This window comes from Streptomyces sp. JNUCC 63, from assembly GCF_054366325.1.
The window spans coordinates 3,403,673-3,416,679 of record NZ_CM135963.1; the positions used below are offsets into that span (position 1 = coordinate 3,403,673).

The following is a 13,007-nucleotide window of genomic DNA, read 5'->3' on the forward strand; positions in this document are numbered from 1 at the left end:
CTACTGCCACCTGGGACGCCGTCCGGCCCGGATGCCCTGGCCGGGGCGGTCCCGGCCGCGCTGTCCGGCGACTTACCCTGGACGGGTGCCAAAGACGAAAAAGGCGAAGACCGATAAATCGGCGAACCCGGCGAACCGGGTGAAAGCGGTGAAGCCGAAGAAGCGGGGTTCGGAAGCCGACGAGAAGGGGCTCGACTTCGCGCGCGCGTGGGTGGAGTTCCCGGATCCGGCGGACGACGAGCAGGTCTTCCGCTGTGATCTGACATGGCTGACCTCTCGTTGGAGCTGCATCTTCGGCAGCGGCTGCCAGGGCATCCAGGCGGGCCGCGCGGACGACGGGTGCTGCACGCTGGGCGCCCACTTCTCCGACGAGGACGACGAGAAGCGGGTTGCCGAGCACGTGGCGAAGCTCACACCGGACATCTGGCAGAACCATGCCGAGGGCATGGCGGGCGGCTGGGTCTCGGAGGACGAGGAGGGCTCCCGGCAGACCCGCCGGTTCCAGGGTTCGTGCATCTTCCAGAACCGGCCCGGCTTCCCCGCCGGCATGGGCTGCTCGCTGCACATCCTGGCGCTGAAGGAGGGTCGCGAGCCGCTGGAGACCAAGCCGGACGTGTGCTGGCAGCTGCCGATCCGGCGGACCTTCGAGTGGATCGACCGGCCCGACGACACGCGTGTGCTGCAGGTGTCGATCGGCGAGTACGACCGCAGGGGCTGGGGCCCGGGCGGGCACGACCTGCACTGGTGGTGCACCTCGGCGACGTCGGCGCACGGCGCGGGCGAGCCGGTGTACGTCTCCTACCGGGCCGAGCTGACCGAGCTGATGGGCAAGGCCGGCTACGACCGCCTGGTCGAGCTGTGCGAGGAGCGCCTGGCCTCCGGGCTGCCGCTGCTGGCACCGCATCCGGCCGATCCGGCCTGATCCGATCGAAAGACCCTAGCCGGGGCTGTCCGGCGGACTCGGGCTGCTCGGGTCGTCGCTGTCCTCGGGTGCCGGGGGGTGCCCGCCCGGGTCGGGCGGGGTGGACTCGGTCGGGGTCGGCGCCGGGTCGGACGACGGTGGGTCGGCCGGGGGGCTCGCAGGGCTCCTGGGGGCGGACTGGGTCGGTGTGGGGTGCGGGTCGGGAGCCGGGGACGGGCCGGCCGGAGAAGTGGGGCCGGGGTTCGAGGGGCTGGGCGCGGTGCCGTGGCCGTCGATGGAGACGACGACGCCGGCGGGCGCGATCGCCACGCGCGCGCTCCAGTGGCCGGACGGCTCGCGCAGGTGGTCGACGTACACCTTGATCGTCAACGACTCGCCGGGCTTCAGGGTTCCCGATGCGCGGCTCAGATAGAGCCAGGACGCCCCGGTGGAGGCCGACCAGCGGACCGGCCCGGGCCCGGAGGCGGCGAGCTTGATCAGTGTGGTGTCGCCGTCACCGGCGGCGGTCACCGTCAGGTGGCCGTCCTTGTGGCCGGCGCCGGTGACGCTGACGACCTCCACGGAGACATCGGGTCCGCCGCCCCTGCCGAAGCGGGCGTCGGGCCCGGGGGCCGCGTTGCCGGCGTTCTCGTACCCGCTGCCCGCCGCCTCGCCGCCCGGGGCACCCGGGTCGTGCGCCTCGCGCGCGGTGGTGGAGGGGCCGCCGGGGCCCTCGCCGGTGGGGGCGCCCCGGTAGGCGGCCCACAGGGCCAGCACGGGGGCGGCCACCACGGTGGCCACCACGGTCGTCGTGACGGCACCCGCGCGCAGCCGGTCCCTGCGGGCCGCGCGGTCCTTGGGGTCCATGGGGAAGCCGCGCCGGTCGAAGCGGGGGGCGGTGCTCCGCGCGCGCGGGTGGTGCGCCGACGCCATGTGCAGGACCGCGCGGGGCGCCGTGAGGACGGGCAGCTCGGCGGGTGCGACGGTGGCGCCGGGCCACCGGCCGGGCAGGGCGCGCCCGGCGGTGCGGCGGCAGCGCGGACAGTCGTCGACGTGCCGGACGAGCTCGCGCCGCAGTGCCGCGCCGAGCACCACCTGGTCGTCGCCGGTCAGACGGGACACGCTCGGGCAGGTGCCGGTCTCGACGACGGCGAGCGCCGCGCGCGTGCGCTCCACCTCGCAGGCGGCCGCGGCGAGGAGTTCCCGGGTGGCGGCGAGGTTCATGCCGAGGACGGCGGCGACCTCGTGGGCGGCGAGGTGGTGGCGTACGGCGAGTTCCAGGGCCTCGCGCTGCTCCGGGGTGGTGCCGGCGGCCTCCGGCCAGGCGAGCAGGGAGAGTTCGCGTCGCCGCTCCCGCTGGACCTCGTCGGAGACGGGCGGGGCCGCCGGCCGCACGCGCCCGTGCCGGTGGTCGTCGCGGCCCGCGGCGTGCGTGCTCCGACGTTTCTGCCTGGCCTCGGCCAGCTTGCGCAGGCACGCCCAGCGGGCCAGCGCGTACAGCCAGGCCCGGCGCTCGCCCGCGGTCCCGGGTCCGCGCTGCCCGCGCCGCTCGGCGAACGCCAGCGCGTTCCCGAGGGCGGCGGTCGCCGCGTCGTGGTCGCAGAGCACGGACAGGCAGTAGGTGAACAAGCCGTCGAGGTACGGCTCGTAGGGCGCGGGCGGGCACTGCGCCAGGGTGCGCGCGGCGGCGCGGTCGCGCGCTTCGCGGTGCGTCCGGTGCGCACCGGTCGTGCGGGTCGTGGTGTCCGGACTGCTGCTCATCACCCGTACGACCGTATGCGGCGCGGGATCGTCCGCTCTTGTCCCTTGAGCACTTTTAATTCGTACGGGTGAAACGATCCCTCATAAGGGGAGGGGGAGCCTTCCGTTCCGTGACTCGTCCGAGGGCGCCCTCCCGGGGACGGTGCTGTCAGTGCCGGCGGTTACGGTTTTCTCCATGGCTGCCCGTACCAAGACCACCAAGGACCGCCCGTCCTACCGCTGCACGGAATGCGGCTGGCAGACGGCCAAGTGGCTCGGCCGCTGCCCCGAGTGCCAGGCCTGGGGCACGGTCGAGGAGTACGGCGCGCCCGCGGTCCGTACGACGGCGCCGGGCCGGGTCACCACCTCCGCCCTGCCCATCGGCCAGGTCGACGGCCGCCAGGCCACCGCCCGGACCACCGGCGTGCCCGAGCTCGACCGCGTCCTCGGCGGCGGGCTCGTCCCCGGTGCCGTCGTCCTCCTCGCCGGCGAGCCCGGCGTCGGCAAGTCCACGCTGCTGCTGGACGTGGCGGCCAAGTCCGCGAGCGACGAGCACCGCACGCTGTACGTCACGGGCGAGGAGTCGGCGAGCCAGGTCCGTCTGCGCGCCGACCGCATCGGCGCCATCGACGACCACCTGTATCTGGCCGCCGAGACCGACCTGGCCGCCGTCCTCGGCCACTTGGACGCGGTGAAGCCCTCGCTGCTCGTCCTCGACTCGGTGCAGACGGTCGCCTCCCCCGACATCGACGGTGCGCCCGGCGGCATGGCGCAGGTCCGGGAGGTGGCGGGGGCGCTGATCCGCGCCTCCAAGGAGCGCGGGATGTCCACGCTCCTGGTGGGCCATGTCACCAAGGACGGCGCGATCGCGGGCCCGCGCCTGCTGGAGCACCTGGTGGACGTCGTCCTGCACTTCGAGGGCGACCGGCACGCGCGCCTGCGCCTGGTCCGCGGCGTCAAGAACCGCTACGGCGCGACGGACGAGGTCGGCTGCTTCGAGCTGCACGACGAGGGCATCACGGGCCTGGCCGACCCCAGCGGTCTGTTCCTGACCCGCCGCGACGAGCCGGTGCCCGGCACCTGCCTGACCGTCACCCTGGAGGGCCGCCGCCCCCTGGTCGCCGAGGTCCAGGCACTCACCGTCGACTCCCAGATCCCCTCCCCGCGCCGTACGACGTCGGGCCTGGAGACCTCCCGGGTCTCGATGATGCTGGCCGTCCTGGAGCAGCGGGGCCGGATCAGCGCGCTGGGCAAGCGGGACATCTACTCGGCGACGGTCGGTGGTGTGAAGCTGTCCGAGCCTGCCGCGGACCTCGCGGTCGCCCTGGCGCTGGCGTCGGCCGCGAGTGACACCCCGCTGCCGAAGAACCTCGTCGCGATCGGCGAGGTGGGTCTGGCGGGCGAGGTCAGACGGGTCACGGGCGTGCAGCGCCGGCTCTCGGAGGCCCACCGCCTGGGCTTCACGCACGCGCTCGTGCCGGGCGACCCGGGAAGGATTCCGCCGGGGATGAAGGTTCTGGAAGTCGCCGACATCGGGGATGCGCTGCGGGTCCTGCCGCGCTCCCGTCGCCGAGAGGCCCCACGGGAGCAGGAGGACCGCCGGTAGACTTTGCCCTGGTCTCGCCCGTCCGTACGAACCGAGGTGCGATACGGGAGCGCCTGAAGTACCTGCGACCGGAGGAGTGCAGTGGCAGCCAACGACCGGGCAGCAGCTCCCGGAAAGTCCGGCGGGAGTTCCGGCGCCGATGGCCTGATGCGCGCCTCCCTGAGCGCCGTGGCGCCCGGCACGGCGCTGCGGGACGGCCTCGAGCGGGTGCTCCGCGGCAACACCGGCGGGCTCATCGTGCTCGGCTCCGACAAGACCGTCGAATCGATGTGCACGGGCGGCTTCGTCCTGGACGTCGAGTTCACGGCGACGCGGCTGCGGGAGCTGTGCAAGCTGGACGGCGGCATCGTGATCTCCTCGGACCTGTCGAAGATCCTGCGGGCGGGCGTGCAGCTGGTGCCGGACCCCACGATCCCCACCGAGGAGACGGGCACCCGGCACCGTACGGCGGACCGGGTGAGCAAGCAGGTCGGCTTCCCCGTGGTCTCCGTCTCGCAGTCCATGCGGCTCATCGCCCTCTACGTCGACGGCCAGCGCCGCGTCCTGGAGGACTCCGCGGCGATCCTGTCCCGCGCCAACCAGGCCCTGGCGACCCTGGAGCGCTACAAGCTCCGTCTGGACGAGGTGGCCGGCACGCTGTCCGCGCTGGAGATCGAGGACCTGGTGACGGTCCGGGACGTCTCTGCGGTCGCGCAGCGCCTGGAGATGGTGCGCCGAATCGCCACCGAAATCGCCGAGTACGTGGTGGAGTTGGGCACCGACGGCCGCCTTCTCGCCCTCCAGCTGGACGAGTTGATCGCGGGCGTGGAGCCCGAGCGCGAACTGGTGGTGCGGGACTACGTCCCCGAGCCCACCGCCAAGCGCTCCCGCACGGTCGAGGAGGCGCTGTCCGAGCTCGACAAGCTCCACCAGGCCGAGCTGCTCGAACTCCCCACGGTCGCCCGCGCCCTGGGTTACACCGGCTCCCCGGAGGCCCTCGACTCGGCGGTCTCCCCGCGCGGCTTCCGCCTGCTGGCCAAGGTGCCCCGGCTGCCCGGCGCCATCATCGACCGCCTGGTCGAGCACTTCGGCGGACTGCAGAAGCTGCTCGCCGCGAGCGTCGACGACCTGCAGACGGTGGACGGCGTGGGCGAGGCGCGGGCGCGCAGCGTCCGCGAGGGCCTGTCCCGGCTGGCGGAGTCGTCGATCCTGGAGCGGTACGTCTGAGCCCGGCGCCGTGTCCGACGGGCGCCGCCGCCTCAGTCCGCCGACAGCACGAACGACGTCCGCAGCTTGCCGTAGCCCGGCACCTTCGCCTCCACCAGGTAGGTGCCCGCCCGGGCCGACCCGGCCGGAGGCGTCGCGCACTGCGCGGCGCTCGGCTTGCGGTCCCACTCGACGGTGTACGTGATGCCGCTGCCCGTCGGCACCCGGTACAGCCGGCTCCCGGCCGTCTTCGGGCAGTCGGCCGAGGACCAGTAGGCGGCACTGCTGTCGAACTGGCTGACCGTCACCACCGCGGCCTTCGGTCCGAGGTCGAGCTTGCAGTCGCCGCCGGAGGAGTTCCTGGCGATCAGTTCGAACGTGGGCGTCTGGCCGGGGGCGTAGGAGTTGTGCACGCTGCGCAGCGTCAACTTCACCGCGCCAGGGGTGCAGTTGGGCAGCATGCTGCCGGCCGGCAGCGCGGGACCCGTACCGCCGCCGCCCTTGGCGCCGCCGTCCTCGCCGCCGGCCGACCCACCGGACCCGGTGCCGCCCCCGCTCGCGCCGTCGGAGCCGCCGGTGTCGCCGGACCCGGAGTCCGATCCGCTGGAGTCCCCGCCGCCGGACTCGTCACGGCCGCCCGGGCGTTCGCTGATCGCGGGACCGGAGCCGGAGGGCCCCGGCGTGATGGTCGAGGGTGCGGGGTGCTTGCCGTTCGACCCGCCGCCGTTGTCCTTGCGGCCTCCACCGCCCAGGGTGAAGATCCAGACGATCAGCAGCGCCAACAGGGCGACCGCGGACAGCAGTAGGACCCTCCGTCGCCAGTAGATGGAGGCGGGAAGCGGACCGATCGGATTGCGCAGAGATCCCACGGCCCAAACTGTACGAGAGATCGCCGCTTTCCCCTGCGCCACCCGCCGCCGTGACCACAACTTTTCCGGATCATCATTCCGGCAACGCCCTTGTCGGTGAACTCCCTTGTGAGTGGCGTAGTCATTTTGACACGTTCGGTGACGACACCGGCCCGCGCGGGTCACACGGCCGCCCACCCCCACGTGGCAGGATCGGAAGCGCCATGACTGCGCCCACACTGCCCCCGCACAGCAGCTCCGACACCCCGGCCCCCGCCGCCGACGCCCGGCCGGGCACCGGCACGCCCGCCGGTCCCGAGTCCTCCGGCACGCCCCTCGGCCGGACCCTGCACACCCAGGTCATCACCTGGTTCGACGCCAACGCCCGCGACCTGCCCTGGCGGCGCCCCGACGCCGGCGCCTGGGGCGTGATGGTCAGCGAGTTCATGCTGCAGCAGACGCCGGTCAGCCGTGTGCTGCCGGTCTACGAGCAGTGGCTCGAGCGCTGGCCCCGCCCCGCCGACCTCGCCAAGGAGGCGCCCGGCGAGGCCGTCCGCGCCTGGGGCCGGCTCGGCTACCCGCGCCGCGCCCTGCGCCTGCACGGCGCCGCGGTCGCCATAACGGAACGGCACGGCGGCGACGTACCCACCGAGCACGCGCAGCTGCTCGCCCTGCCGGGCATCGGCGAGTACACGGCCGCGGCGGTGGCGTCCTTCGCCTACGGCCAGCGGCACGCCGTCCTGGACACCAACGTCCGCCGGGTGCTGGCCCGCGCGGTCACCGGCGTGCAGTACCCGCCGAACGCCACCACCGCCGCCGAACGCCGCCTGGCCCGTGCCCTGCTGCCCGAGGACGAACGGACCGCGGCCCGTTGGGCCGCCGCCTCCATGGAGCTCGGTGCGCTGGTGTGCACGGCGAAGAACGAGTCGTGCGCGCGCTGTCCGATCGCCGCGCACTGCGCCTGGCGGCAGGCGGGCAAGCCCGCGCACGAGGGGCCGCCGCGCCGGGGACAGACGTACGCCGGCACCGACCGGCAGGTCCGCGGCAAGCTGCTCGCCGTGCTGCGCGAGGCGCACGCGCCGGTGCCGCAGACGGTGCTCGACCGGGTCTGGCACGAGCCGGTCCAGCGGGCCCGGGCGCTGGACGGGCTCGTCGCGGACGGCCTGGTGGAGCCGCTGCCGGGCGGGCTGTACCGGCTGCCGCTGACCTGACACTCGGTCACCTCACAGGCGGGTGACCGCTCCTGGGGGCGCCGCGGGCGTGCGTGTCACACTTCCGCGCGCCATCCAACCTCCCAAATCACCGTAGAAATGGGCAAATAGGAGCCCGGTCTTACCCCGTTCCCGCTTCCGTTACACAACCGACGCACAGCCGAGTGCTGACCGCAGGCTGCTTCGGACAGCGCCGTGACAACACCTCCGTACCTTCAATCGCGTGCCCGACAGGCACCGGACGGCTGCCGACCACAGCCCGTCCGCTCACAGGCATGAGGACCGGCAGCAGGCGGGCCGGAAAACGGGGATCGGAGGCGGTTGAACATGGCGCAGGGAGAGGTGCTCGAGTTCGAGGAGTACGTGCGCACCCGTCAGGACGCGCTGCTGCGCAGTGCGCGCCGGCTGGTGCCGGACCCGGTCGACGCCCAGGACCTGCTCCAGACGGCGCTCGTGCGGACGTACGGCCGCTGGGAGGGCATCGCCGACAAGCGGCTCGCGGACGCCTACCTGCGCCGTGTGATGATCAACACGCGTACCGAGTGGTGGCGGGCCCGGAAGCTGGAGGAGGTCCCCACCGAGCAGCTCCCCGACGCCTCGGTCGAGGACTCCACCCAGCAGCACGCCGACCGCGCGCTCCTGATGGACGTCATGAAAGTTCTCGCTCCCAAGCAGCGCAGTGTCGTCGTGCTGCGACACTGGGAGCAGATGTCCACGGAGGAGACGGCCGCCGCCCTCGGCATGTCCGCGGGTACGGTCAAGAGCACGCTGCACCGGGCGCTCGCCCGGCTCCGCGAGGAGCTGGAGGCCCGCGATCTGGACGCACGCGCGCTGGAGCGTGAGGAGCGGGAGCGTTGCGCGGCCTGACCGGCAGGGACATCGGCCCTGGGCCCGTCCTGGCCCAGGACACCGTCCAGGCGGTGAGTACGGCGGTGGTCGTGCTCGCCTCCCTTGCCCTCCTGGCGTCCGCCTGCGGCACCGGGGGAACCGGGGCGCGTGACGAGGGTCCGGCCCATGCCGGCTCGGTGGCGAGTCCCGCCGCCACGCCCTCCCTCAGCCCCACCGTCCGGGCCGAGCGGGTGGACGCGGTCCGGCTCCTCAAGCAGGACCCGCAGGTCTCGGCCGCGGTCAAGCGGACCCTGAAACCGTGCGTGGCCGACGAGTACCCCGTCGACGTGTCGTACGGCGATCTGACCGGGAACTCCGTCGACGACATCGTCGTCAACGTACTGACCTGCGGGGACCCGGTGGGCGTGGGCGCCTACGTGTACCGCGAGCAGGGCAGCGGGTACGAGAACGTCTTCAAGGCCGAGGAGCCCCCGGTCTACGCCGAGATCGACCGCGGCGACCTCGTGGTGACCAAGCAGGTGTACGCGAAGGGCGACCCGGTCTCGAGCCCGTCCGGCGAGGACGTGATCACCTACCGCTGGTCCTCCGCGGGCCGGTTCACCAAGGAGTTCAGCACGCGCAACGAGTACAGCAAGGCCGTCGGGGACGACACGGCGGCCCCCGAGGACTGACGTACGGGGTCCGCCCGGCCGGGGCGCGTGCGGGAGGGCAGCGGCGGACGCGAGACAATTCCGGCGGCGTGAACCGGTCGGGCCCGCCGATCCGATCGGACAGTGAACCGGTCATGAGTGAACGCATCCGGCGGCGGACGCGTCCACTCGGTGAGCGCACCCCCACCGCAACGCACGACGAGAAGCACACGAGGACTGAGAGCACCGGGATGGCAGAGCAGACCCACGTCCTGTTCGTCGAGGACGACGACGTCATCCGTGAGGCCACACAGCTCGCTCTGGAGCGGGACGGCTTCGCGGTCACGGCCATGCCCGACGGGCTGTCGGGCCTGGAGGCGTTCCGGGCCCGGCGGCCCGACATCGCGCTGCTGGACGTCATGGTCCCCGGCCTCGACGGCGTCAGCCTGTGCCGCCGTATCCGCGACGAGTCGACGGTGCCGGTGATCATGTTGTCCGCGCGCGCCGACTCGATCGACGTGGTTCTGGGCCTGGAGGCGGGCGCCGACGACTATGTGACCAAGCCGTTCGACGGGGCCGTCCTGGTCGCCCGGATCCGCGCGGTGCTGCGCCGCTTCGGGCACGCCGGCGGCGCCCGGCCCGGGGAGGGCTCCTCCGCGGTGGACGGCGGGGTGCTGACCTTCGGCGACCTGGAGGTCGACACCGAGGGGATGGAGGTGCGCCGGACCGGCCGGCCGGTGGCGCTCACGCCTACTGAAATGCGACTGCTCCTCGAGTTCTCCTCCGCGCCGGGCACGGTCCTGTCCCGCGACAAGCTCCTCGAACGGGTGTGGGACTACGGCTGGGGCGGCGACACGCGCGTGGTCGACGTCCATGTGCAGCGGCTGCGTACGAAGATCGGCCAGGACCGCATCGAGACGGTCCGCGGCTTCGGCTACAAGCTGAAGGCCTGAGCGGAGCGGCCATGCGGGGGATCACACGGCGCCTGCTCCCGGGGCGCCTGGAGCACGCGGAGATCCGTACGGGGCTGAGGTGGAAGCTCAGCGCGGCCATCGCGCTGGTCGGCGCGCTGGTGGCGATCGCGCTGAGCCTGGTCGTGCACAACGCCGCGCGGGTGTCGATGCTCGACAACGCGCGCGACCTGGCCGTCGAGCGGGTCCAGATCGCCCAGCGGAACTACGAGCTGTCGGGGCGGCCGAACTTCCCCGGTATCAAGATCGACGATCCGGAACTGCCACCCGCCCTGCGGGAGAAGGCCGACCAGGGCCGGCGGGCGACGTATGTGGGCGACCACACGGGCAAACTGGCCGACATCTGGGCGGCCGTGCCGGTCAAGGACGGCCATGTGCTGTCCCTGCACACACACTTCACCGACCGCAGCACGAACATCCTCAACGACCTCGACCAGGCGCTGGTCATCGGCTCCATCGCGGTCGTCCTCGGCGGCAGCGCGCTGGGCGTGCTGATAGGGGGCCAGCTCTCGCGCCGGCTGCGCAAGGCGGCGACCGCGGCCAACCAGGTCGCCAAGGGCGAGACGGACGTACGGGTCCGGGACGCCATCGGCGGTGTCGTACGGGACGAGACCGACGACCTCGCGCGCGCGGTGGACGCGATGGCGGACGCGCTGCAGCAGCGGCTGGAGGCGGAGCGCCGGGTCACGGCGGACATCGCGCACGAGCTGCGCACTCCGGTGACCGGGCTGCTGACGGCGGCCGAGCTGCTGCCGCCCGGCCGGCCGACGGAGCTGGTCCTGGACCGGGCGAAGGCCATGCGCACGCTGGTCGAGGACGTCCTGGAGGTGGCCCGGCTCGACGGCGCCTCCGAGCGGGCCGAGCTGCAGGACATCCTGCTGGGCGAATTCGTCGCCCGGCGGGTGGCGGCCAAGGACCCGGACGCCGAGGTGCGCGTGGTGCACGAGTCGGAGGTCACGACCGACCCGCGGCGCCTGGAGCGGGTGCTGTTCAACCTGCTCGCCAACGCCGCCCGGCACGGCAAGCCGCCGATCGAGGTGACCGTGGAGGGCCGGGTCATCCGGGTGCGCGACCACGGCCCGGGCTTCCCCGAGGACCTGCTCGCCGAGGGCCCGAGCCGCTTCCGCACCGGCAGCAGGGATCGCGCCGGGCACGGCCACGGCCTCGGTCTGACCATCGCCGCCGGCCAGGCCCGCGTCCTCGGCGCCCGGCTGACCTTCCGCAACATCCGCCCGGCGGGCGCCCCGGAGCACATTCCGGCCGAGGGCGCGGTCGCCGTGCTGTGGCTGCCGGAGCACGCGCCGACGAACACGGGCAGCCATCCCCTGCTTCAGGGGCAGTAGGTGCTTGCGGGGCCGCGGCGCCGGCCGGGCGGTCAGACGGCCTCCGCCACGCCCGCCCGTGCCCGCGCCTCGGCCCCGCCGTCCCGGTCCCGCTCGGCCGGTCCCGCTCCCTTCAGCGGGACCTCCTTGACGAACACCGCGGCGACGAGCGCGATGACCGACACCACGGCGCCCAGCAGGAACGCCGAGTGCGTACCGGCGGACACCGCGTGCTGGTAGGCGTCGCGGACCGGGTCCGGCAGCGTGGCCAGGCTCGCCGCGTCCAGCTGGGCGGACTTCTCGGTGATCTTCGAGCCCAGGGCGCCGCCCCGCTCGGTCATCTCCTGCTGGACGCGGTTGTTGAACAGCGCGCCCATGATCGCGACGCCGAAGGAGGAACCGAGCGTACGGAACAGGGTGGTGGACGAGGAGGCCACGCCCATGTCCTTCATCTCCACGCTGTTCTGCGCGACCAGCATGGTGATCTGCATCAGACAGCCCATGCCGGCACCGAGGACGGCCATGTACAGGCCGGAGGTGAGACGGGTGGTGCCGGTGTCCATCAGGGACAGCAGGTACAGCCCGGCGATCATCAGAGCGCCGCCGAGGATCGGGAAGATCTTGTACCGGCCGCTGCTGGTGGTGACCCGGCCGGCGATCAGCGACACGACCATCATCGCGCCGAGCATCGGCAGGAGCAGCAGCCCGGAGTTGGTCGCGGAGGCGCCCTGCACCGACTGCTGGTAGAGCGGCAGGAAGAGCACCGCGCCGAACATCACGAAGCCGGTGATGAAGCCGATCAGCGACATCAGGCTGAAGTTGCGGCTGCGGAAGATGTGCAGCGGCACGATCGGCTCGGCCGCCTCGGCCTGCCAGAACACGAACCCGACGAGCGTGGCGACGCCGATCGCGGTGAGCACCATGATCCGCACGGAGGTCCAGGCGTACTCCGTGCCGCCCCAGGTGGTGACGAGCACGACGGCGCAGATGCCGACGGTCAGCAGCACGGCACCCAGGTAGTCGATCCGCGCCTGCGCCCGCTTCTTCGGCAGGTGCAGTACGGCGCTGATCGCGACGAGTGCCACCGCGCCGAGCGGCAGGTTGATGTAGAAGGCCCAGCGCCAGCCCCAGTTGTCCGTGATCGTGCCGCCGACCAGGGGGCCGCCGATCATCGCCAGCGCCATGACACCGGCCATCATGCCCTGGTACTTGCCGCGCTCGCGGGGCGGGATCAGGTCGCCGATGATGGCCATCACGCCGACCATCAGACCGCCGGCGCCCAGGCCCTGGACGGCGCGGAAGCCGATCAGTTCTCCCATGTTCTGCGCCATGCCGCTCAGCGCCGAACCGATCAGGAAGACCACGATCGAGGTCAGGAAGACGCCCTTGCGCCCGTACATGTCGCCGAGCTTGCCCCACAGCGGGGTGGCCGCGGCGGTCGCGAGGGTGTAGGCGGTGACCACCCACGAAAGGTGCTGGAGTCCCCCGAGCTCACCGACGATCGTCGGCATCGCGGTACCCACGATCATGTTGTCCAGCATCGCGAGCATCATCGCGATCATGAGCGCGAGCAGGACGACCCGCACACTCCTGGGTTGTTTGCCGGTCTCACCGGTGTCCGGCCCGGCTGTCGCGCTGTCCGTCATCCGTCCTACTCCCCCAGCTGATTGCTACTTACTTGCCGCCCGGCAAGTTGACTACACTCCGGAAAAGTAGAGCCGCTACTAGCCGGTCGTCAAGTAAGT

Annotated in this window: 11 protein-coding genes; 8 read left to right on the forward strand and 3 right to left on the reverse strand. The window is 72.7% G+C overall.

Annotated features, from left to right (window positions below):
- The first annotated feature begins 85 nt into the window (after nt 1-85).
- On the forward strand, nt 86-922 hold the full coding sequence (locus ACX25U_RS15495; RefSeq protein ID WP_454392518.1) for a hypothetical protein: 837 nt from the start codon (nt 86-88) through the stop codon (nt 920-922).
- 15 nt (nt 923-937) lie between these two features.
- Here ACX25U_RS15495 and ACX25U_RS15500 read toward each other — a convergent pair whose 3' ends face one another.
- A complete protein-coding gene (locus tag ACX25U_RS15500) occupies nt 938-2,662 on the reverse strand; it encodes a BACON domain-containing protein (protein ID WP_454392520.1) in 1,725 nt (574 codons plus the stop codon).
- 175 nt (nt 2,663-2,837) lie between these two features.
- On the opposite strand from ACX25U_RS15500, the gene radA reads away from it, so the two are divergent.
- Nucleotides 2,838-4,247, forward strand: coding sequence for a DNA repair protein RadA (radA, locus tag ACX25U_RS15505; protein WP_454392522.1), 1,410 nt, complete (start codon nt 2,838-2,840; stop codon nt 4,245-4,247).
- An 81-nt stretch (nt 4,248-4,328) separates the two neighbouring features.
- Nucleotides 4,329-5,453 (forward strand): DNA integrity scanning diadenylate cyclase DisA, encoded by a 1,125-nt coding sequence (gene disA / locus ACX25U_RS15510; protein ID WP_454392524.1) that lies wholly within the window; start codon nt 4,329-4,331, stop codon nt 5,451-5,453.
- A gap of 32 nt (nt 5,454-5,485) precedes the next feature.
- On the opposite strand, the gene ACX25U_RS15515 is transcribed toward disA, so the two are convergent.
- A complete protein-coding gene (locus ACX25U_RS15515; protein WP_454392526.1) occupies nt 5,486-6,301 on the reverse strand; it encodes a hypothetical protein in 816 nt (271 codons plus the stop codon).
- 203 nt (nt 6,302-6,504) lie between these two features.
- Between ACX25U_RS15515 and ACX25U_RS15520 the strand changes: the two genes are divergently transcribed.
- The 5 genes from ACX25U_RS15520 to cseC all read left to right on the forward strand — a co-directional run bounded on the left by ACX25U_RS15520 (nt 6,505) and on the right by cseC (nt 11,283).
- Nucleotides 6,505-7,491: an A/G-specific adenine glycosylase gene (locus ACX25U_RS15520; protein ID WP_454392528.1), complete on the forward strand. Its 987-nt coding sequence runs from the start codon at nt 6,505-6,507 to the stop codon at nt 7,489-7,491.
- A 327-nt stretch (nt 7,492-7,818) separates the two neighbouring features.
- Nucleotides 7,819-8,358: a SigE family RNA polymerase sigma factor gene (locus tag ACX25U_RS15525; RefSeq protein ID WP_454392529.1), complete on the forward strand. Its 540-nt coding sequence runs from the start codon at nt 7,819-7,821 to the stop codon at nt 8,356-8,358.
- Nucleotides 8,346-9,011, forward strand: a complete 666-nt coding sequence (locus tag ACX25U_RS15530) for a hypothetical protein (RefSeq protein WP_454392531.1) — start codon at nt 8,346-8,348, stop codon at nt 9,009-9,011. The genes ACX25U_RS15525 and ACX25U_RS15530 overlap by 13 nt, the downstream gene beginning before the upstream one ends.
- A 209-nt stretch (nt 9,012-9,220) precedes the next feature.
- The gene (gene cseB / locus ACX25U_RS15535) at nt 9,221-9,922 is read left to right on the forward strand and encodes a two-component system response regulator CseB (protein WP_454392533.1); all 702 of its coding nucleotides are present in this window, start codon (nt 9,221-9,223) and stop codon (nt 9,920-9,922) included.
- Nucleotides 9,923-9,933: 11 nt separating this feature from the next.
- Nucleotides 9,934-11,283, forward strand: coding sequence for a two-component system sensor histidine kinase CseC (cseC, locus tag ACX25U_RS15540; protein ID WP_454392535.1), 1,350 nt, complete (start codon nt 9,934-9,936; stop codon nt 11,281-11,283).
- A 32-nt stretch (nt 11,284-11,315) separates the two neighbouring features.
- Here the strand turns inward: cseC and ACX25U_RS15545 are convergent, their stop codons facing one another.
- Entirely contained in the window at nt 11,316-12,908 is a 1,593-nt protein-coding gene (locus ACX25U_RS15545) for an MDR family MFS transporter (protein ID WP_454392537.1), read from the reverse strand.
- Nucleotides 12,909-13,007 lie beyond the last annotated feature (99 nt).

Bases quoted from the DNA above. Each gene is read 5' to 3' on its own strand.
- ACX25U_RS15500 (WP_454392520.1), bottom strand. From the start codon at position 2,662: ATGAGCAGCAGTCCGGACACCACGACCCGCACGACCGGTGCGCACCGG.
- radA (WP_454392522.1), top strand. From the start codon at position 2,838: ATGGCTGCCCGTACCAAGACCACCAAGGACCGCCCGTCCTACCGCTGC.
- ACX25U_RS15520 (WP_454392528.1), top strand. From the start codon at position 6,505: ATGACTGCGCCCACACTGCCCCCGCACAGCAGCTCCGACACCCCGGCC.
- ACX25U_RS15525 (WP_454392529.1), top strand. From the start codon at position 7,819: ATGGCGCAGGGAGAGGTGCTCGAGTTCGAGGAGTACGTGCGCACCCGT.
- cseB (WP_454392533.1), top strand. From the start codon at position 9,221: ATGGCAGAGCAGACCCACGTCCTGTTCGTCGAGGACGACGACGTCATC.
- cseC (WP_454392535.1), top strand. From the start codon at position 9,934: ATGCGGGGGATCACACGGCGCCTGCTCCCGGGGCGCCTGGAGCACGCG.
- ACX25U_RS15545 (WP_454392537.1), bottom strand. From the start codon at position 12,908: ATGACGGACAGCGCGACAGCCGGGCCGGACACCGGTGAGACCGGCAAA.